The 22,049-nt window shown below is 58.4% G+C and carries 9 protein-coding genes and 1 tRNA gene; 4 read left to right on the forward strand and 6 right to left on the reverse strand.

What is annotated here, in order from left to right; translation table 11 throughout:
- Positions 1-93: 93 nt before the first annotated feature.
- The gene (locus AB5Y86_RS10400; protein WP_368192816.1) at positions 94-2,433 is read right to left on the reverse strand and encodes an acyl-CoA dehydrogenase; all 2,340 of its coding nucleotides are present in this window, start codon (positions 2,431-2,433) and stop codon (positions 94-96) included.
- A gap of 48 nt (positions 2,434-2,481) precedes the next feature.
- On the reverse strand, positions 2,482-3,135 hold the full coding sequence (locus AB5Y86_RS10405; RefSeq protein ID WP_005334507.1) for a TetR/AcrR family transcriptional regulator: 654 nt from the start codon (positions 3,133-3,135) through the stop codon (positions 2,482-2,484).
- A 469-nt stretch (positions 3,136-3,604) separates the two neighbouring features.
- On the opposite strand from AB5Y86_RS10405, the gene AB5Y86_RS10410 reads away from it, so the two are divergent.
- Both AB5Y86_RS10410 and AB5Y86_RS10415 read left to right on the forward strand, forming a co-directional pair.
- Positions 3,605-4,345, forward strand: a complete 741-nt coding sequence (locus tag AB5Y86_RS10410; protein WP_368192817.1) for a phosphatase — start codon at positions 3,605-3,607, stop codon at positions 4,343-4,345.
- Between the two features lie 89 nt (positions 4,346-4,434).
- Positions 4,435-4,510, forward strand: a tRNA-Thr gene (locus tag AB5Y86_RS10415).
- A gap of 157 nt (positions 4,511-4,667) precedes the next feature.
- Here the strand turns inward: AB5Y86_RS10415 and fdhF are convergent.
- The 4 genes from fdhF to AB5Y86_RS10435 all read right to left on the reverse strand — a co-directional run bounded on the left by fdhF (position 4,668) and on the right by AB5Y86_RS10435 (position 20,357).
- A complete protein-coding gene (gene fdhF, locus AB5Y86_RS10420) occupies positions 4,668-8,858 on the reverse strand; it encodes a formate dehydrogenase subunit alpha (protein WP_368192818.1) in 4,191 nt (1,396 codons plus the stop codon).
- A gap of 502 nt (positions 8,859-9,360) precedes the next feature.
- Positions 9,361-10,572: an EAL domain-containing protein gene (locus AB5Y86_RS10425; protein WP_368192819.1), complete on the reverse strand. Its 1,212-nt coding sequence runs from the start codon at positions 10,570-10,572 to the stop codon at positions 9,361-9,363.
- Positions 10,565-14,809, reverse strand: coding sequence for a transporter substrate-binding domain-containing protein (locus AB5Y86_RS10430; protein WP_368192820.1), 4,245 nt, complete (start codon positions 14,807-14,809; stop codon positions 10,565-10,567). The genes AB5Y86_RS10425 and AB5Y86_RS10430 overlap by 8 nt, the downstream gene beginning before the upstream one ends.
- A gap of 349 nt (positions 14,810-15,158) precedes the next feature.
- Positions 15,159-20,357, reverse strand: a complete 5,199-nt coding sequence (locus tag AB5Y86_RS10435; RefSeq protein ID WP_368192821.1) for a RecQ family ATP-dependent DNA helicase — start codon at positions 20,355-20,357, stop codon at positions 15,159-15,161.
- Between the two features lie 261 nt (positions 20,358-20,618).
- Here AB5Y86_RS10435 and AB5Y86_RS10440 point away from each other — a divergent pair, with 261 nt between their 5' ends.
- Together AB5Y86_RS10440 and AB5Y86_RS10445 are read left to right on the forward strand one after the other, a co-directional pair.
- Positions 20,619-21,245 carry a class I SAM-dependent methyltransferase gene (locus tag AB5Y86_RS10440; protein WP_368192823.1) on the forward strand — a complete coding sequence of 209 codons (627 nt, stop codon included), beginning with the start codon at positions 20,619-20,621 and terminating at the stop codon, positions 21,243-21,245.
- Positions 21,229-22,049 (forward strand): HNH endonuclease (locus AB5Y86_RS10445; RefSeq protein ID WP_368192824.1); only part of this gene is annotated, 821 nt, incomplete at its 3' end. The genes AB5Y86_RS10440 and AB5Y86_RS10445, both read left to right, overlap by 17 nt.

The raw sequence follows: 22,049 nt of genomic DNA on the forward strand, positions 1-22,049 counted from the left end.
GCATTTAACTGGAATTCTCCTTGCTTGTAAATGCATGGTTAACAAACAAAAAACCGGCCACGAGGGCCGGTTTTGTACAGGTTTGCCAAGGGATCAGGCGGCGTGCTCGACCTTGTTTGGCTGCTTGTTTGCTTGCTGGGAGAAGCCTTCCAGCTCGCCCGGGGCGAAGTTGTCTACCTGGATCGCTTCGTAGCGCAGGGCATCGGCGGCCAGCAGTTTGTCCGCTTCGTCCTTGCTCAGCACCGATTTGGCCAAAGCGGCTTCCACCAGTTCCGGCAGCGCCAGTTTGCGGGGCAGTTTGCCCTCTTTCTGGGCCTGCACCAGCTTCTTCTCGTAGGGCTGCACAGCGACCATGGCCTGGAAGGCGCGCTCCATCAGGCCGACCGGATCCGCCTCGTCCTTGCCTACATAGCAGAGGGCGGTCAGACGGTCGCGGAACTCGCCCGGCTTCATCATGGCCAGACAGATGGCGTGGCAGCGATCGTCGGCCGGCATCTTGTAACCGACGCCGAACGGGAACACCACGTGCTTGAGTACGGCACCCACCACCTTGTTCGGGAAGTTCTGGAAGAAGCCCTCGAACGCCTTGCCAATCAGATAGAGGTTGCGCTCCACCGCGTACTGCACGAACGGCAGATCGGAGACCATGCGGCCCTGATCCTCGTAGTGCTTGAGGGTGGCGGAGGCCAGGTAGAGGTGGCTCAGCACGTCACCCAGACGGGCGGAGATCATCTCCTTGCGCTTGAGATCGCCACCCAGCATCAGCATGGAGACGTCGGCGCACAGGGCCAGCCCTTTACTCATGCGAGACAACTGCTTGTAGTAGCGGGCGGTTTCACCGGCCACCGGCGCACTGTTGAACTGCCCCAGGGTCAGCCCCTGGAACAGGGAACCGAAGAAGTTGCCGGCGCCAAAGGCGATGTGTTTCATCAGCAGGGCGTCAAACTTCTCGAGACCGCGCTCTACGTCGGTGTCGGCCGCCGCTTCCAGCTCGGCAAACACGTACGGGTGGCAGCGGGTAGCCCCTTGCCCGAAGATCATCAGGTTGCGGGTCAGGATGTTGGCCCCTTCCACCGTGATGGCCACCGGAATACCCATGTAGGCGTAGCCGGTGTAGTTTTTCGGGCCCAGCTGGATGGCTCGACCGGCGTGGATATCCATGGAGTCATCCATGATCTGGCGCGCCATTTCGGTCATGTGGTACTTGGAAATCGCGGTGACGATGGCCGGTGCCTGACCCAAGTCCAGGGAGCCGGCTGTCATGCGACGGGCCCCTTCAAGCTGATAGGTGAGGCCGCCGATACGGGCCAGCGCCTCTTGAACACCTTCAAACTTGCCGATGGACATGCCGAACTGCTTGCGCACATAGGAGTAGGCGCCCACGGTGCGGCTCGCCATGTGACCGCAAGCGGTGCCCAGAGCAGGCAGCGAGATGCCGCGACCGGCGGAGAGGCACTCCACCAGCATACGCCAGCCGCGACCGGCGTAATCCGGGCCGCCGATGATCCAGTCGAGCGGAATGAACACATCCTTGCCGAAGGTCGGGCCGTTCATGAACGCCAGACCCATAGGGTAGTGGCGATCGCCGACGCGCACGCCCGAGTGGTTGGTGGGGATGAGTGCGCAGGTGATGCCGAGCTCCTCCTTGTCACCCAGCAGCTTTTCCGGGTCATAGAGTTTGAACGCCAGCCCCAGCACGGTGGCGCGTGGCGCCAGAGTGATGTAGCGCTTGTTCCAGTTGAGGCGAATACCCAGCACCTCTTCACCCTTGTACATCCCCTTGCTGACGATCCCCTTGTCAGGAATGGCGCCGGCATCGGAGCCCGCTTCCGGACCGGTCAGGGCGAAGCAGGGCACCTCTTTGCCACTGGCCAGCCCCGGCAGCCAGAAATCTTTCTGGGCCTGGGTGCCATAGTGCATCAGCAGCTCGCCCGGGCCGAGGGAGTTAGGTACCATAACGGTAACCGCCACGCTCAGGCTCTTGGTGGCAATGCGGGTGACGATGGTGGAGTTGGCTATCGCCGAGAACTCGCGGCCGCCATAGGATTTAGGGATGATCAGGGAGAAGAAGCCTTCCTTCTTCAGATAGTCCCACACCGGCTCCGGCAGGTCTTTGGTTTCGTTGACGATCTTGAAGTCATCAACCATGGCGAGCAGGGTTTCGACCTGATTGTCGATAAAGGCCTGCTCCTCTGCGGTCAGCTCGGCCTTGCCGTAGCCATGCAGTTTTTTCCAGTCGGGGTTGCCGCGAAACAACTCGCCATCCCACCAGACGGAGCCGGCTTCCATGGCCTCCCGCTCGGTAGCTGACAAGGGCGGCAATATCTTTTTGAAGATGCCGAACACCGGACGGGTTACCACCTTTTTACGGATGGAGGGTACGCCGAGCACAACGGCTATCGCCAGCACCAGCAGGACAAGCAATGTGATCATACCGAAGTTCCTTCTATTTCACTGTTTCCGTTGATTTATTGTTGGTTGTTACACGGCCAGGGAGAGCCTGGTCGACTCCACGGGCGCCCCGACTCCGGACGCCAGATAAGGAATAACGTTGCGCACCAGCCCTTCCACATCGAGCTGCTGGCCAAAGTCGGCCAGGGCGATGTCGCGCAGCGCATCGGCAGAGGCCATGGTGAATACGACGGTGCCCAGAGTGAAGTGCAGGCGCCAGAAGAGATCCGCCGGCGACAGGGCCGGATTGGCCTTGGAGATGGCCTGGGTGATCCGCTGCAAAATGGGGCCATAGTGGGCGGTGATAAAGCGGCGCAGGTGGCCCTGGCTGTCGATATAGCCGCGCCCAAGCAGCTGCATGAAGATGGCCGGGCCGTTGGCCCGCACTGCCGAGAGCTTCATCAGCGGCTCGACAAAACTTTCAAACAGTTGCAGCAGGGTCAGCTGCTCCTGCTCCATCAGTACCCGCAGGCGCGCATCGAGATCGGGCATAAACAGGCTCAGATAGCGGTCGAGTACCGCCTGGATCAGCTCCTTCTTGGAGCCGAAGTGATAGTTCACCGACGCCAGATTAACGTCGGCTTCACTGGTGATCAGACGCAAAGAGGTATCGGCGAATCCCCGCTCGGCAAACAGCACTTCAGCGGCGTCGAGAATACGGTTTTTGGTATCGATTTTACTCACTGGACACCTCACTTAAACGAATGTTTAAAAAGTACGTTTCATAACGTGAAGTGTCAAGAGAATGTGAATGAGTGTTAGCGGAATGTTTTTCGATGAAAAAAGCAAAGTGGGCGGAACTTAGTCAAATAGCAGGACTCTATATCTATGCCACTGCAATTAAACATTAAGTCTCGCCCAACCTGCACCATGCTAGTTGGGCCTTTTTTTTGCGCGTCTGTTACCGGTTTGCGGTTTGCAGGCAAAAAAAACCGCCGCAGGGCGCGACGGTGGGGAAAGTGAGTTCGCGTCATCCTGACAGCAAACTGTCGATGCGAGTTCAGGCATGTATCGACGGGGGCAGTATGCCAGCCAGAGCCCCTCAGACTATGTCAGCTTCGCGGTATTTTGTGACAAAGTGTGGCAAGCACTGGCGTGGCCCAAGCTGCCGCTCTTTGCTATGCTGCCCTTTCAAAATATGAGGGGAGAGAAGATGAAGTACCCGGTCGATACCCACACTCACACCATTGCCAGCACCCATGCCTACAGCACCATCCACGACTATCTGCCGATAGCCAGGGCCAAGGGGATCAAGCTGTTTGCCACCACGGATCACGGGCCCGAGATGGCCGATGCCCCTCATGTCTGGCACTTTGCCAACTTGCCGATATTGCCAAGAGTGGTGGATGGGGTAGGGATCCTGCGGGGTATCGAGGCCAACATCAAAAACCTGGAGGGGGAGATCGATTTTCCCGAGCGCTATGAGTCGCGCCTCGACATGATCATGGCGGGTTTTCATGAGCAGGTATTCCCTCCCTGCGATCAGGCTACCCACACCCAGGCGATGATCAACGCCATCAAGTGCGGCCGGGTCGATATGATCAGCCACCCGGGCAACCCCGCATTTCCCATCGACATTCAGGCGGTGGTCAAGGCGGCGGCGGACTATCGGGTAGCGCTGGAGATCAACAACTCCTCCTTCATTCACTCGCGCCCGGGCAGCGAAGGCAACTGCCGTGCTATAGTCGAAGCCGCGCGAGATCTGGGGGCCTATCTCACCTTCGGCTCCGATTCCCACGTGGCATTTACTCTTGGCGATTTTGACCATTGCCACCGTCTGGTGACCGAAGCGGGCTTCCCGCAAGAGCGGATCCTGGTGCGCTCCCCCCGCGCCCTGCTCGAATTTCTCGAAAGCCGCGGCCGGGCCCATATCCCCGAGTTTGTCGATCTGTAAATCGGGCTCTAACACCATGAGCCAACTCATAAAATCGAGCTGGCTCAATTGACTTGCCAGTCATTTTTTATGAATGTGGAGAGCAACAAGCCGGTATAGCTCAGTTGGTAGAGCAGCGCATTCGTAATGCGAAGGTCAGGAGTTCGATTCCCCTTATCGGCACCATATAAAACAAAGGGTTAGCTTCTTATCGAAGCTAACCCTTTGTGCTTTCTGGCTGGTGACCCTTCTCATCCCCCTCTTTTGCTATCGCAACCCCAAAGGGGAAGGGGCAGCGGTCCAACCCTCCCGGCAGGCGGCTACGCAGGTTTTGCTATTCCCCTCAGGGAACCTCGATGTCTGGCTTGGCTGGCTCCTTCTGCATGGATAGCACTCCAGTTTGCGACGGGGATTCCAGCTTGTCGATGCGCACCGCAGCTACCTTGAACTCGGGGATCTTGGCGTGGGGGTCGGTGGCATTGATGGTGAGCCGGTTGGCGGGGGCTTCGGCAAAGTGAAACGGGATAAAGACCACTCCTGGCTGCATCCGTTTGGTGACGAAGGCGGGCAGTTCGATATGGCCGCGGCGGCTGGTGACTTTCACCCGCTCGCTGTTGCTGATGCCCAACCGCTGTGCATCCACCACGCTCATCATCACCCGCGGCCCGGCCAGCTTGTCGAGCCCCTTGGTCTTGCGGGTCATGGTGCCGGTGTGAAACTGCTCCAGCAGGCGGCCGGTAGTGAGCACGATGGGATAGGTCTCATCGGGCAGTTCGGCGGCATAGCGGAATGGGGTGGCGACCATCTCCCCCTTGCCACGGGTGAACTGCTCGCCGTGGAGCAGGCGAGTGCCTTCGGGCACCGCATCGTTGCAAGGCCACTGTAGCCCTTGCGCTCCCACCTTATCCCACTGGATGCCGGCGTATTGCGGGGTGACTTGGCAGATCTCGGCGGTGATCTCCTGGACGTTCTGATAGCGCCAGTCGCCGCCCATTGCATTGGCAATCTGCTGGATGATCCACCAGTCCTCCCGCGCGTCGCCCGGTGCCTTGAGGGCGGGGGAGATGCGCTGCACCCGCCGCTCGGTGTTGGTGAAGTTGCCGCTTTTCTCGGCAAAGGAGCAGGAGGGGAGCACCACATCGGCCAGCTGGGCAGTTTCGGAGAGGAAGATATCCTGCACCACCAGAAACTCCAGCTGCTTGAGCCCCTCGATGACATGATGCTGATCCGGATCGCTCAGCACCGGGTTCTCCCCCATCACATAGAGCCCCTTGATGCTGCCTGCACAGGCGGCATCTATGGTCTCGGTGAGGGTAAGGCCGGGCGTACGCGGCAACTCTGGTTGCTGCCAGGCGGCGGCGAAGCGGGCATGAACCTCGGGGTTGGCCACCTTCTGATAGCCGGGGAGGCAGTTGGGCAGCGCCCCCATGTCACAGGCCCCCTGCACGTTGGACTGGCCCCGCAGCGGGTTGATGCCGCCCCCTTCGATGCCGATGTTGCCGCACAGCAGTTGCAGGTTGGCGATGGCCCGCACGTTGTCGTGGCCGGTGGTGTGCTGGGTGATCCCCATGGAGTAGTAGATGGCAGTGCGTTCGGCGGTGCCGATAAGGCGCGCGAGCTCGATCACCTGCTCGGCCGGTACGCCGGTGACGAGGGCAACCTTGTCCGGTGCATAGGCGGGGGAGAGCACCTCGGCTTGCAGCACCTCGAACCCTTCCACCCGATCGGCAATATAGGCCTTGTCGTGCCAGTTGTTCTGGATGATCTGCTGCATCAGGCCGTTGAGCAGCATCACGTCGGTGCCGGGGCGGTGGGCCAGATAGAGGCTGGCATGGTCCGCCATCTCGATCCGCTTGGGATCGGCCACTACCAGCCGCGCCTTGCCCATGGTGACGGCCCGCTTGATATGGGATCCGATGATGGGGTGGGCTGCCGATGTGTCGGAGCCGATGATGAAGATGAGATCCGAGTGATCGATGCTCGGGATGTCGTTGGTCATGGCGCCGCTGCCAAGTGACGCTTCCAGCCCGGTGACGGTGGAGGCGTGGCAGAGCCGCGCGCAGTGATCCACGTTGTTGGTACCAAGCTCCCGGCGCATGAACTTCTGAAACAGGTAGTTCTCTTCGTTGGTGGTTTTGGCCGACGAGAAACCCGCCAGCGCATCGCTGCCATAGCGTTGGCGCAGGGCGGTGAAGCGTTCTGCAACCAACTCAATGGCATCTTGCCAGCTGGCGGGCACCAGCTTGCCATCCTTGCGGACAAGCGGTGTGGTGAGGCGCTCCTCGCTCTGGATAAAGTCAAAACCGAAGCGACCTTTGACGCAGAGCAGCCCCTGATTGACCGGTGAGTTGCGATTCCCCTCCACATAGCGGATGCGGTTGCTCGCCTCATCGACGTAGAGGGTGACACCGCAGCCGACCCCGCAGTAGGTGCAGATGGTATTGACCAGCGTGAGCAGTTCGGTGCGCCCCTGCGACTTGTCGCGGGCATCTACCAGGGCCCCGGTGGGGCAGACCTGTACGCAGGCGCCGCACTGCACGCAGTGGGAGTCGCCCATCGAGAGTCCCGTGTCGAACTGCGGCCGGTTCGAGAGGGGGCCATCGCTGTTCTTGGCAAAGCGCAGCACCCCCTGCACCGCTTGCTCACCACAGGTCTGCACGCACTGGCCGCAGCCGATGCAGCGGTTGGCATCAAAGACGATAAATTCGCTGCTGTTATCCACTGCAAACTTCTGGCACTGGCTGGTGTCGAGAGCGCTCTGCTCGACCTTGTATTCGGTGGCGTAGTCGCGCAGTGCACAATTGGTGTTGGCCTGACAGCCACACTCGAGGCAGCGGCTGGCTTCGTTGCGGGCATCGACATCACTCAGCCCGCGCTCCACCTCGGCAAAGCTGCACTCGCGATCCTTCTCTGCCAGATGAGGCATGATGCTGCGGGCGACTTTTTTCAGGTGAGCAAACTGGGCGGGATCGACCTGCTTGAGTGTGGGAGCCTTGCTGGCGTTGAAAGGACGAACCGGATCGATCATGTCACCGTGAAGGAACTGATCGATGGCCAGCGCGGCCTTGCGACCATCGGCAACCGCCTCGATGGCGGTCGCAGGCCCGCGGCGCAGATCGCCGATGGCGAACAGGTTGCCGTGGCCGCTGTGCATGGTCTCGGGGTGGGACTCCAGCGTCTGCCAGCGGGTGAAGGGGAGGGTGAGGGGCTCCCCTTCCATAAAGCTCAGATCCGGCTGCTGCGACACTGCCGCAATCACGGTATCGAACTCTTCAATGAGGTACTCGCCGGTGGGCTCGGGGCGGCGGCGACCGGAGGCGTCCGGCTCGCCGAGGGCCATCTTCTCGAGACGCACCTGACAGACGCGACCAGCCTCATCGGCCAGATTCTCCACCGGATTGGTGAGCATCAAAAAGCGCACCCCTTCGTGCTCCGCTTCGTCGATCTCATACGCTTCGGCGGGCATCTCGGCGCGGGTGCGGCGATAGATAAGGGTGGTTTCAGCGCCCAGCCTGACCGCCGTGCGGGCGCAGTCGATCGCGGTATTACCACCCCCGATCACCGCAACCCTCTTGCCGGTGGTGAGCCGCTTGGCCAGCATCCGATCCTTGAGGTAATCGACCCCGAGATAACAACCCGCCAGGGTGCTGCCGGGGTAATCCATCGGCACCGCCTTGGAAGCGCCGACTGCCAGACAGACCGCATCATAGTCGCGGCACAGTGCCGAGAGGGTGATCTGGTGGCCCAGTCGCTGCTGGGTGTGGATCCGCATGCCGCTCTGGCACATCAGGTCGATCTCCTGATCGAGGATCGCCTTGGGCAGCCGGTACTCGGGGATGCCGTAGCGCAGCCAGCCACCCGCTTCTGGCATTGCCTCGAACAGATCGACCTCGAACCCCTCGTAACCCAGATAGTAACCGCAGGTCAGGCCGCCCGGGCCGCTGCCGATAATGGCAACCCGCTTGCCCTTGGCGGGCTTCTTTGCCGGTTGATAGGGGGCAATCTCGGCCAGATCGAGATCGGCGGCGTGACGCTTGAGCTGACGAATGGCCAGCGGTTCATCTACCAAGGCGCGGCGGCACTGTGCCTCACAAAAGGCGGGGCAGACCCGGCCGATGGAGAGGGGCATCGGCAGGGTCTGCTTGATGACGGCCATGGCCGCTTCGTGATCCCCCATGGCGATGTGATGCAGATAGGATTGAATGTCCACCCCGGCCGGACAGGCGCGCTGGCAGGGGGCTTCGCAATCGGCGTAGTGATCTGCGAGGATGCGGCCGAGCGCCTGCTGGCGGTGGGCGCGCAGTGCATCGCTTTGGCTGGTGATCACCATCCCTGCCTCGGGGCGCGTCTCGCAGGCGCGCCGGATGCCGAGACCGGCAATCTCGACCACGCAGAGATTGCAGGGTGTCTTGGGGCCGCTGGTGTTGTCACCGCACAGGGAGGGGATATCAGTCTGGTGCTGTTTGGCTATCTGGAGCAGGGTTCTGGTCGGGTCAACCGTCAACTGAGCCCCATCGAGGGTGATGGTGATCATGGCGTCATAAACTCGCTTTCAAGGCGCAGAAAATGCTGCATCTGGCGGAGCCAGCAGGGGAAGCGACAGGGAGGCCGCTTGCTATACGCTCACCATAACAAAGATTATTTACAACTTTATTTGATTTTAGACAGCTTATTGTTCAAAAGGGAAAACGATTTCAGGTTGTCTTGTCTACCTCATCGGCACGGCGCATCGTTGAGAACCATTCCTGTTACAGCAGGCGATTCATTGTCTTATTGTCAGTTTATGCGTCTGGGAGAAGAGAGGCTGCTCTCGCTCGCGATAGGTGTTATCCGTCAGTAGCACCATTTGTGATGCAACTTATTTTGCATAAATGGTGGCTTTGCTGAAGGCACTCGGCTGGATAGACGGTTGCTGGAGAAGGGGCGGGCATGCGTGAGTGGCGAGTCCTAGATAAAGAAAATGGCCACCTTTTCCAAGGCGGCCATTCACGTTGCCGGTCGGAGCCCTGTTGGCCCGAAGGGTTGGTCGCGGGAGATCAGCCGGATATCAGGGTCGGCAGCCGGGCTTGCCAGATCTGGTGCCAGTGCTGCAGTTCGCTGCGCGGCATCGGGCGGGCGGTAAAAAAGCCCTGACAGATATCGCACCCCAGCTTGGCCAGCAGTTGCCAGGTCTGCACATCTTCCACCCCTTCGGCGACTGATTTCAGCCCCAGCTTGCGGGCCAGCTCGATGCTCGATTCGATAATGGCCAGACGGGAGGGATCGGCATAGCAGCGATCGACAAAAGATCGATCAAGTTTGAGCTCGGTAAACGGCAGCAGCGCCAGCTGCTGCATCGAGGAGTAGCCGGTGCCGAAGTCATCGATGGAGAGGCCAAAGCCGTGCATCCGCAGTCGTGTCAGCACCTCCAGTGCCTTGCCGATATCCTCGACAAACGAGCTTTCGGTCACCTCCAGGGTAATCAGCTCGGGATTGACGCCCCAGCGCTGGCACTGGTTGATCAGGAAGTGGCAGAGATCTCCCTCGATCAGCGAGGTGGTTGAGAGATTCATCGACAGATTGAGGGATAGGCCGGTCTGCCCCCACAGATGGCAATCCTGCAGCGACTTGTTGATGATGACATCGGTCAGCTGATCGATAAGACCGTTATTTTCCGCCAGCGGGATAAACATGCCGGGGGAGATCAGCCCGTATTCCGGATGCTGCCAGCGGGCCAGCGCCTCCATCCCCACCCACTGGCCGGACGCAAAGCCGACCTTGGGTTGATACCAGGGCAGCAACTGGTCGTTGTCGAGGGCGTGTTTGAGCTCGTCCACCGAGAGGGTGAGACCATCCTCTTTGCCGGACGGGGCCGACTTGGGTGCCCAGGAGTCGATCAACTGGCGCAGCCGCTGCGGGCTGGAGGGTTTCTCGATGCGACCCAGCACATGGAGACCATAGGCCGCGCTCATGCGCAGCACGGCCTCCACCACGTCATCTTCCAGCGCGCTGGAGAGGATTATGCCGCCCCGAAAGCCACCCAGCGAGAGGCGGCGCAGCAGCGCCATGCCATCCATGCCGGGCATCCGCAGATCGCAGAACAGGATGTCGACAGTGTGGCTCTGGCACAGCGTCAGGGCTTCGATGCCGTCTGCGGCCTCCAGCAGTTGCTGATAACCGAGCGCCCGGATCTGGTGCATCAGGGTCTTGCGTTGAAACCCGTGATCCTCGACCACCATGATGACCAACTCGTCTGCCGTTCTACTCATCGAGCCACAATCCCATTTCACGTTCAATATTGTTCATCTGTTCTTCCACTCTCTGTGTCAGCAGCGCGAGCTCGCTCAACTGTTTGAGGCGGGCCGCCGATTCCAGTTGCGCCGCCTGCTCGGCCAGGGAGAGCTCCCCGACCATTCTGGCTGCCCCTTTGATGCGGTGGGCGATCTCCACCAGCTCCTGGCTATCATCGGAGGAGAGTGCGCTCATCATAGCGTGGCAATCTTTCCGGTTGGAGGCCAGATACTCCCTTGCCATGCTTTTGGCAATCCCTTCATCGCCAAACAGATCTTGCCAGCGACCGATCATGTCGAGATTGATGGCCTGTCGTGCGGGCACTCTCTCTGTGATCGTAGTCGCGGGCAACCACCGCAGCAGCATCTGGCGCAGTGACTCCAGCGAATAGGGTTTGCACAGCATGTCATTCATGCCGGCTGCCGTCATATTGGCTGCCGCTTCCTCCGAGGTATCGGCAGTGACGCCGATGATGGGGGCTTGCTCCCCTTGTTCCCGCAGGTGGCGGGTCAGGGTGTAGCCATCCATGTGCGGCATGTGGCAGTCGGTGATCAGCAGGGCGAAATTCCGGGTTTGCCAGGCGCGCAACGCCTTCTCGCCATCTTCCACTACCTCGCACTCCACTCCCAGAATCGCCAGCTGACGAGTCAGCAGGGCGCGATTGACCAGATGGTCATCGGCGACCAGCACCCGCCCGCCCAGTTTCTCGATGCTGGCGGCATGGGTGGTCACGGCTCGCCCGGTGATCAGTTCGCGGCAGCTTTCGAGCAACAGATCCGGATAGAGGGGGGATTGGCCGAGGCGCCACCAGTTCTCCGAGCCCATGCGCCCCCGCAACGCTTCGCGGGGGGAGAGGATGACCCCCTTGAGAGTGCCGGACTGCAGCAAGGTGTGCCAATCGCTCCCCATGCTGGACTCCAGCGCGGCCTCTTCCGCCAACAGCAGGCCGTCGAGATCGGCGGTGAGCTGGTGGATCTCGAGGGGGGTCAACCGGGCGCCGAGCCGTGCCATGGTGGCCTGCAAGGCGGCATCGCTACCCAGCCACCACCATTCGCTGCCCGCCAGTGCGGGTGGTTCCCACAGGCCATTGAGCAGCGGGATGCTGAAGCGGAAACAGGCCCCTTCACCGAGCTGGCTCTTGACCGTCAGGGTACCGCCCATCTTCTTCACCAACTGCTCACAGATGGCCAGGCCCAGACCGGTGCCACCAAAGCGGCGATTGATATCGGATTCCACCTGCTCGAACGGGGTAAAGAGCAGCGCTTGCTTCTCTTCGGCGATGCCGATGCCGGTATCCGTCACCGCGATAACCAGCTGCTGGTCCTGATAGCTGACCTGGATCGAAATGGTGCCCTGCTCGGTGAACTTCACCGCGTTGTTGAGCAGATTGGAAATCACCTGGCCCAGTCTGACCGGATCGATATCGGCCAGGTCGGGGAGTTGATCCTCCCACTGGAGCGTGACCTTCAGCCCCTTGCTGTAGGCCAGTGCGGCATGGCCGCGGATCACGTCGCACACCACTGGTTGCAGACGGCAGGATTGGCGATTGAGGTGCAGCTGACCCGCCTCGATTTTGGAAAAGTCGAGGATATCGTTGACCAGATAGAGCAGGTGGTTGGCCGAGCTCTCCACATTGCGTAGCAGATAGCGCTGGTCATCATTGAGCTCGCTCATGCGCAGCAGCTCCAGCATGCCGTGCATGCCCGAGATGGGGGTTCTCAGCTCATGGCTCATGGTGGCCAGGAAACGGCTGCGAGCCTGCATCGCCTGCTCGGCCGCGGCGCGCGCCTCACGCAGCTCATGCTCCTGTTGCTTGATGGCGGTGATGTCCTGCACTACGCCGTTGAGCAGGCGATCATGGCCCTGTTGCGCCACAAAGTTGCCGCGGATCTGGATATAGCGCTCCCCCTGAACAGAGGGCACCAGCACCTCCATATCGAGCGGCTCAAGGGTTTGCGCATGTTTGGCCACCTTATCGATAAAGGTTGCCATAGCCTCATCGTTCAAGCCGAGGATCACGCCGCCAGACTCGGCTGCCATCAACTCTTGGTGGGTCATCCCGAGAATGTCGCTGGCCCCCTGGGACAGATAGAGGAATTTCCCCTTGCCGGCCCCTTGCCAGAGATATTGATAGACCAGACCCGGCATGCTGTCGGTGATGTCCCGCAGTCTGCCCTCCACTTCCCGCACCTTGTTTTCGGCGGCCTTGAGGGCGCTGACATCGGTCAAGACCGTCAGCACTCCCTGAATCTCGCCGTCTGCGCCGCGATAGGGCAACTTGACGTAGACCACGTGAAGGGGCACATCCCCCTCGCGCTGGGTATAACCCGATCCTTCGAAGATCTGGCCGGTTTCCCAGACCGCACGCTCCTCGCGCAGCATCTGTTGCCGCTCATCCTCGGTCATATAACCCCAGCCATCTCCTGCGGATCCGTCACCGATAAACAGCTCGCGGTATGCCCGGTTGCAGAGGGTTAGTTGATGCTCGTGATCCCGCAATGCCACCATATTGGGCAGGGAGTCGAGCAGGGTCTGGACGAACGCCAACTGCTCATTGAGTGTCTTCTCGGCCCGTTGACGCTGCACGATCTCCCGTTTCAGGGTACGGTTCCAGGCCCAGAACAGGGCAAACAGCAGGGTGGCAGCCGCGCCACCCATTGCGAACCAGAACAGCACTGTTTCGCTATTGATGCCGGCCTGCACGCTCATGGAGAGCCAGCGTTTCTCCACTTTATTGAGCTCCTCCGGCGGTATCGAATAGAGCACCTTGGTGAGGATCCGCTGCAGCATGGGATCTTTGCGCGTGGCCATGGCGACCGGCAGGCGCAAGTCTTTGCCGGCATAGACCACCTGATAGCGTTCGCTCACCCGCTTGTTGATGGATGGCAGGGTGACCATCACGTAGTCGGCATCGCCCGTGTCCAGCAGCTCCAGCAAGCGGTTGTCATTGTTGACCTCTACCGGATGGGCGCCGATGTGGGTCAGTAGATCTTTATCCAGCGAGCCATGCACCATGCCGACCCGTTTCCCTCGCAGCAGTGAGAGATCGGTGATATCGGCACTGCGTTTGGGGGCAATGACTACCCGATCGACAAACAGATAGCCGGGGGTGAACAGCGCAAACTGGCCGCGGTCGTGGTTGGGGGAGATGGCCGGAATAAAATCGATCTGCCGCAGCTTCAGCAGATTCTGGGTTTCACCCCAGCTATTGGTGCGAACCAGAGAGAACTTCAGCCCGGAGACTTGCTGCATCAGCGCCATCAGGTCCGCCACATAACCGACCAGTCGGCCCCGGTAATTGAACTCGCTCATGGAGGTCCAGTCCGGAGAGACGCCGTAAGTCAGCTCAGGATGCTGGTTGAGCCACTCCTGCTCCTCAGGGGTAAACTGCACAGACTTCACCGCTCCTGAGTCCGCATGTTGGCTAGTCGTGGTAGCTGCCAGCATATGACGACGATCTTCAACCGGTATCTCGTTGAATGCCTTGCTCACCAGGCTGACCAGTGCCGGGTCGCTCTTGTGCATATTGATGGAGAGAGACGTGCCGCTTACCCACTCCGGGGTTGCAATGGTGAAGCCAGCCTTGGAGTGCTGATCTTTCACCATCACCAGTGACGGCATGTCAGCAAGATAGGCGTCAGCCATGCGCTTTTTGAGCATAAAGGCCGCTTCGCTGCGACTCTCGGCCTCGGTCACACGGGAAAATCCCAGTTTTTTCAATTCACTGCAAGCATTGACTCCCGTGACACAGACCCAGTGCAAACCATGAGCATCCTGTCGTGACAACTTCGTTTTGCCATTGTTGAGCAGCACGCCGCGCGGCATGGAGAGCAAAAACGGGAGGGAGACAATATTGGAGCGCCACTGTTCGCTTGGCTGGTCGTTCACCAGCATGTCGATTGCGCCGTGGTCAAGCCCGGTCAGCGCATCCACGTAGGAGGGGTAAACCTTGAAGCGCAGGGTCAACCCGAGCGTTCTGGCAATCTGCTGCGCAATGTCGGGGACTGGGCCGGTAAAGCGTTGGTCTGCATCTTTATAGCTGTATGGAGGATCACCCATCATCGGCATGCCGATGACCAGCTCCTGGTGTGATGACAGCCAGGCGCGCTCAGACAGATCAAACTCGTCTTCATTCAGACTGGTAATGGCGTGCGCCGCCACGCCCCAGAGCAGTAGCAGGAGAAACAGGAAGAGACGATTACATTGACTGGGCATCACAAGAATCCAACAAAATTGGGGGCGTATTGTAAGTGCATTAAAATGCAGCGGCCAACTTCAATTTACTCAATATTGGGCCACGACATGCCTGAGTGCTGCTGCAAGCCGGTGGCTTCGGATTGCAGCTTGAACATAAGGCCTTTGTGTCCCCCGCGCGATGAGGCGCCTGGTGTTTTTTCTGCCAAAGGTCTGGCTAAGGAGATGCGAGTAATCCGGTGCTTGTCTATCCCGGTAGCAAGGGGGATCTATTGGCGTTGTTATTGCTCACGTTAACGCAATAGGCGCGACATGATGCCGTTGTTGTGACGAGCCAGGGGGAGTGATCGACCACTCCTCACCCAGGCGTTTATAACTCCAGCTCGATAATGGGCAGTTCCCATCGTTCACTTCGAACTTGCTCCTGGTAGGCATCGTCTGTCTGTGCCTTGCTCCGCTCAATCATGGCGATGACGTTGGCGTGCCGGATAGTTGCAAACTGATTCATCCAGGTCTGATGAGCACTTTGGGAGAGACGAGCTACGGGTATTTGACCATGGAAAACATGCAGTTTCTGAAGCTTGTCGATATCAATACGCACTGCGTCTCCGACGTGTAATTGCCGCAGGTTCTGGTGTATCGAGTGGTTTTCATTGCTACGGCCTGCATAACCGATATCCAGTTGGCGCATACCCATGATGGCAAAACGGCGTTGCCGTACAGGGGCGGTGGCCTGGCTCGACTCGTTGTAACAACGTTCGGCAATGAGAGGAAGGTGGGGATGCCGCTGGTCAGCGCGGGACATAACCACTAACCGTTGGATTGCTCGGGTCATCGCAACATAGAAGAGTCGCCGCTCTTCCTCGATGTTGTTCGCATTGCTTTCTGCGCAGCGTTGCCATCCGCCATCAAGGATCAAAACATGGCGATACTCCTCTCCTTTAACGCCATGCACCGTGCTGAGGAGCACGCCCTTGCCAAAGCGGATCTGGCGACGCTGCTCGCTCAGATATTCGTAAAGGAACAGCAGGAAATAGTGAGCCGACAGTGCTTGCTCTCCCTGACTCTCCTGCCATTGGGTAATAAGATCGTACAGCAAGGTTTCCCAGCGGTTTGCCTGATCAGGGGGAGGGAGTGGATCAGCTAGTTGTTGCGCAGTCAGGAGTGCGTGGCCTTGTTGATGTAACCAGTTCTGGTAACGCAAGATCTCGCGACAGCGATGTATCGGGAAGCCATGCTCTCGATCCAGGGTAAATCTGCAGGGAATAGAAGCATCAGCGAGTGCTGAACGTACCCATGCCAGCTCTTCTTTATCCAACCCATTGCGAGCCAGTACTGCGATAGACTCCAGTGGGCATGTCGGATCTTTTTCACGAATCAGGGTGATGTGTCTGACGATTTCAGCGGCCTGTTGGGCAGCGTCAGTACAGGATTGGACGATGACTTTACCGCGCGCAGGCTCCAGCCCTTCCCAAGCGCCACCCGGTACCTCCATCTTGCGCCGCTCATCGATCACAATGGGGTGCGAGCTCTTCATGCGATCCCGATTGTGTTCTATCAGCTGGTTAGCCGTTTCGATGATGTGGTTTGTTGAGCGGTAGTTCCAGGTCAGGTAGTGCGTCTGGGCGTTGTAATCTTGCTCGAAGCGACGGATAAAGCTGACGTTCGCTTCGCGGAAGGCGTAGATAGACTGGTCGTCATCGCCCACTGCCATCAGGTGCAGTCGCGCTTCTTCATCCTCTTCGCTTTTTCCAACCAGTGCAGCGATCAGTTGGTACTGCTGTTCGTCAATATCCTGGTACTCGTCGACGAGCAGGAACTGCAGACCCCCCAACAGCTTTTCCCGCTGCTCTTCCAACTCTAGACCGAGTTGGCTCTGCTCTCCCCGGAGCAGCTTGATAGCGTCATCAATGATGGTGGTAAAGTCGATATCGTCGGATGTCCGGTTTTGCACCGCATTGCCTGTCAGGCTCATCGCGAGACCGTGAAAGGTGAATACCGAGACCCGTGCTCCGTCACGCCCCAGCAACTCGGTCAGGCGTCGGCGCAGGGACATCGCCGCATTATGGTTGTAACAGAGCAACATGATCCGCGATGGGGAGATTTGCTTGACCCGCATCAGGTAGGCGCAGCGGTGGATAATCACCTTGCTCTTGCCTGAACCCGGGCCTGCCAGTACCAGCAAGTTTTGCTCGGGCGGTGCCTGAACGATCTGCTCCTGGGCACGGTTGTGAAGATCTTCGACAATGCGCTTCCAGGAGTGTTCGCTGGTCGCCAGCTCCAGGATTTTGTTGCGCCCTTTGAAGTAGTGACCGAGGAACTTGTCAGCTTCCATGGAGAAGTAGTCTGTCACCAGCTTTTTGGCTTTCTTGAAGTGTTCCAGGCTGATGCGGGCGTATTCATTCATCACATGGATCTGAATCACCTTCTGGCGATAGTGATGCTCAAGCGGCTGATAGTCTGCCTTGTTGTATTGTTGCTGCCGCTCAGCCGTCAGAGTGAGGGTCATGGCGCTTCGGAACACTGCAAGACCATTTTGCAGCACGATGGCGTGTTGCTCATGCAGGTAGAGCAGTGCCCGCTCTGCCCCTTTGAGCAACCACTCCTGCTGGCTGCTTGCCTCCCGCTTGTTCATGAGCTGAGCCACATCCATGTCTTCTCGCAGGTATTTGACCAGTTGCTCCAGGGCAAATGACAGCATCACCTGGCGCTGGACACTCTCTTCGCTGCTTGCCAACAGGGTGTAGAGAAAATCGAGGGTGGCGCCAGTGACGCGATGGCGTTGATCAATTGTCTGCTCAATCTGGGACCAGGTTCGGTTGAAGGTGAGTTGGTAAAGATCCCGAGAGAGATATTTGACATCAATGGAGCCTTTCTCGCCCCCCGAGCGACCATCCTGGGCCCAGCTGGTCAGCAAATTGCGCAGCAAGCCAGGGTTACACCGTTCATGCCCCAGATCTTTGATGGCCTGATTGACCAGTCGAATGTTAAAGATCAGCCCTTGCCCTGTATCAGGTTCGGGCTCTTGTTCACGCAAGGTGTCCAGCATCGCCTTTTCAATACTGTGTACTTGTCCGCAGAGCACCCTGGCATTGTCTCTTCCTTTGGGGCGAAGCCAGGTAGTCAGTAACATCCCCTGAGAGAGAAGACCGACATCCGCCATCTGGGTGAGTACCCGCATCACTTCACTGGCCTGAACACCACTTCCCTTGTCTGCCATGTATTGGCCTGCCTCTTCGGCAATGGCATCGGCACTGAGACCATCATCATCGGCAGCACTCATCAGCGCCTGGATAACAGCTTGCCAGATGGCTTTGGCCTTGGGAGCCAGTTTCAGACTGTCTACCCTTTTCATTGCCTCTTCTGTGGAAGCAAACAGAGGGCGCCCCTGAAATACCTGAGTGATGTTGTCACTACGTTCCAGATAGCCCGCTCGTTCGAGCCAGGCAATAGCTGTCTTGACTTTGGTATCCGCATTGCTGTCATCGGCAGCGAAGCTGGTTTCTACCTCTGGCTGGTTGATGAGCTCTGCACTGGTGGCGACCAGTGGCGAGTTGTTATCCTGCTTGCCTCCTTTGCTGGCCCTGAGCCTTATTCCGCGCAGAATCTGTTTGATATCGCGCAGGCTGACTTCACTCATGGCCTCGAGCTGAAACTGTTTCTCGATATCTTGTTCATCAAACAGCAATACGCAGTGGGCTTGTGTTGTATCGCGGCCAGCTCGTCCCGCTTCCTGTAGATAGTTTTCGAGAGAGCCGGGGATATCGGCATGGATCACCAAACGCACATCATCCTTGTCGATCCCCATCCCGAAGGCGTTGGTCGCACAGATGACCCGGATCTCGCCATTGATAAATTGTTCGAGAGTCGCTTTTTTCTGTGCACTGTCCATTCGGGCGTAAAAGCGCGAGACAGGGAGGGATTGTTGCTGACCGAGGAAATCGGCCAGCTCGTCCACGCTGCGCTTGGTTGCGCAATAGATAACGCAGGAGCCGGGCTTTTCCTCACCAAAGAACTGCTCGAGCAGGTTAAGGATATGGCCCTGTTTATTGAGACCGGGACACTCAACGACGGCATATTCGAGGTTGGTACGTTCAACCCCGCCTTCCAGTCTGAGAAGAGGTCGGGGCTGTTTATCGAGAAACTGGGCGCAAATATCCTCAATCACATCCGGTTTGGCGGTCGCGGTATAGCAGAAGACAGGAGGCATGGGGACCTGCTGTTCCTTGGCAATTGTGGCGATGGCCTTGGCGCAGTAGAGATAGTCAGGGCGAAAATCATGTCCCCATTTCGACAGGCAGTGAGCTTCGTCAAATACCCAGCCACCGATCTGACGTTGCCGTATTGCCTGTTTGACTGTGCGGTTGCGCAACTGCTCGGGGGAGATATAGAGCAAGGCGATATCCCCCATGCGGATCTGTTCAAGAATCGCGCCTCGCTCTGGTAGCGTCAGCAGCCCCGAGATAGCGGCAACCCCTTCAATACCGGCCTTGTGTTTAAGGTTGTCCACCTGATCCTTCATCAGTGCCTGCAGAGGGGAGATCACCACAGTTAGCGCACCACTGCGCTGGTTGCGCACCAGTGCCGGGAGTTGGTAGCAGAGCGACTTGCCGCCGCTGGTAGGGAGTATGCCGAGCAGTGCGACGCCAGCCATGGCTTCCTCGATCAAGGTCTTCTGCAATGGTGTCCCATCAGGCAGGTTGCGAAAGTTGTCGAGCTCGAAAATTCGCTGCAGATGGCGGCGTGCGTCGTGGTTCTCCTGACAATAGCTGCAGTCAGCATGACCGCAGTGACGTTCACGAACTGTGTGAATGATTTCTGCGGTCTGGGGGAAGCGGCGCCAAATCCAGGGGGGCAATACGGAGTTCCCGCCGGACACGGGCAACCAGGCGCAGGCATAAGCCAATGGTAACAACAGCATGGGTTGACGCAGGGCATCACCAATTACTCGGTTGAGCTGATTGGGGCACGCTTTCTCATGGGCAATGCTCTTGATAAGGGTGGGTAGCTCCGAGACCCGTACTGGCGGGCGGCCTGTCAGTCTGGCAAACACCAGTGACAGACCCTGAGTGTTAAATTGCGCTATGACTCCCTGGTCAAACAGATATTGATAAAGCTGCAATTGGGACAGGGGTAAGGCTTGTAGTGCTATCAGCTGTTCCGAGAAAATCTGCAATGCGAGCCTTGCATCCGCGACCGGATCATTGAGGGTATCCCGAACCAGTTTGTAATCCTTGACCAAGCGGTGATAGGGGTTTTTGGGAAAGGCAAGGGGAGATAGATAGAGGGTATCTATTACCGGCTTTTCGAGAAGTAACTGAGGGCGTACAGCCTGTTTGGCCAACCAGGGGAGATCAAAATCGAGAATATTGTGACCAAGGATCACATCCGCCCCTTGTGCCAGCGCATTTAACTCCTTGAGTGCGAGATCCTGCGGGCCCTTGAGATTGAGTTCACGACCAGCCAGGAGCGCCCCCAGATGACGGAGTTTTTCATCCCGGGTCAGTTCAAGGTCAAAGGAAAGAATCTTGTCATCCCCAAACAGGGTCACGACATCAGTCGAGTTCATTAATAGCCATCTCCATCTGGCGTTGACCTCTCATGGCGATAATAAGTGCCAAGAGATCAGTGAGTTGGCCGAATATTACCCGAAATGTTGAACGGTGGCATCATTCAGAGCCCTCTGGTCTCAGTTCTTTTGGCTGGCATCCCGTTTTGGTAAATGTCCCTGCATCCTTAATGGCTCATGTTTGGAAAGTGTCGTCCTTGTCATGGTCAACCCACTGATCTTGTGAGACTATTTCCCTTCCTTCTCCAATCGGAACGCATTGTGTCCCTCGATTACTACCAGCGCCACGCCACCGAATTGGCGACCCGTTACCAGCAGGTATCTGCTCGCGCTGTTCACGGCGACTGGCTCACTCTGCTGGAACCTTGGCTTTTGGCTGCGCCGCGCAGGTTGCTCGATGTGGGGGCTGGCAGTGGTCGTGATGCCGCGTTTTTAGCCGGGCTCCATCGGGGCCACTGTGTGGTCGCTGTCGAGCCCTGTCAGGCACTCGCTCTACAGGGGCAATGTCATACCCGTGAGGCTGCGGTGACGTGGGTCAATGATGCTATGCCGGCTCTCTCTCGCGTGACCGGTACTTTTGATCTGATTTTGCTCAGTGCTGTCTGGATGCATCTACCCCCGAAGTCTCGTCCCTTGGCTCTGGCACGTCTTCATGAGCTGCTCTCACCAGATGGTTATCTGGTACTGAGTCTGCGCCTGGTTATTTCGGAGCAGGAGATGCGGGAGCGAGCCATGTATCCGGTAGCTGTCGATGAAGTGGAGCGGCTTGCATTGGAGGGGGGGATGACACTTCTCCATGTGTCAGAACCACAGGGGGATGCCTTGGCGCGTAGCGGCTTGAGTTGGCAGAGTCTTATCCTTGGGGGCGAACATGCACGCCTCCCCTGAGCAACAACTCGCTTTTATTGCCTATCTGCAACGCATCTTTACCGAAGGCGATTTTGTGGCCACTTACAAGTGCGCCTTGCTTCACGGGATTGCAGATATCGCGATTGAGCGCAGTACCGAGACCCATGATCTGACCGCGGCGCGCAATATTACGCTGGACGAACTGGCCACCAAGTTTGTGGAGCTTTATTGGCAGCACAGTCTGCCCTACTCGGCGACGGGAGAAACGGCTACCTTGCTCAAACAGAGCAGCGGTCGTCAGGCCATCATGCTGACGGAGTTGTCCCGGCTGCGTGCAGAGGGGGTCCGCTCGGTAACTGCACTGCGTCGTCACGACGCCTGGCGGCCTCTTCTTGCCCGAGTTCGGCGCATCCTTGTTGAGGGACCCTTGTGGCGTCTGCAGATCCTGGGTGGGCGAGAGGAGTGCCACCTCTATCCGCACCAAAGGGGCGCGGATCATATCTGCCTTAACCCCGGCATTCTCTACTGTCTCCACCGCTTTTACGATCTGGTGGTCTCCCTCTCCCGACAGCATTGGTTACAGCTTATCTGCGACATCAAGGGTAATCAGCCACTGATTGGCCCCAGTGTGGGGTTGGAGAATTTTCTATTTGGTTCAAGCCGTCAGGCGCTGGGGCGAGTAGGAGAGGTATTGAGGGACTTGCAGGGGGGAACCTGTTTTTACTGTAACAAGGCGATACACGGGAGTGGTGAGGTAGACCATTTCATCCCCTGGCGTCGTTATCCAATCGATTTGGGTCACAACTTCGTACTGGCACACGCCAACTGTAATCGGAGCAAACG

The organism is Aeromonas sp. s8 (assembly GCF_040907785.1).
GTDB lineage: Bacteria > Pseudomonadota > Gammaproteobacteria > Enterobacterales > Aeromonadaceae > Aeromonas > Aeromonas veronii.

Bases quoted from the DNA above. Each gene is read 5' to 3' on its own strand.
- AB5Y86_RS10400 (WP_368192816.1), bottom strand. From the start codon at position 2,433: ATGATCACATTGCTTGTCCTGCTGGTGCTGGCGATAGCCGTTGTGCTC.
- AB5Y86_RS10410 (WP_368192817.1), top strand. From the start codon at position 3,605: ATGAAGTACCCGGTCGATACCCACACTCACACCATTGCCAGCACCCAT.
- fdhF (WP_368192818.1), bottom strand. From the start codon at position 8,858: ATGATCACCATCACCCTCGATGGGGCTCAGTTGACGGTTGACCCGACC.
- AB5Y86_RS10425 (WP_368192819.1), bottom strand. From the start codon at position 10,572: ATGAGTAGAACGGCAGACGAGTTGGTCATCATGGTGGTCGAGGATCAC.
- AB5Y86_RS10430 (WP_368192820.1), bottom strand. From the start codon at position 14,809: ATGCCCAGTCAATGTAATCGTCTCTTCCTGTTTCTCCTGCTACTGCTC.
- AB5Y86_RS10435 (WP_368192821.1), bottom strand. From the start codon at position 20,357: ATGAACTCGACTGATGTCGTGACCCTGTTTGGGGATGACAAGATTCTT.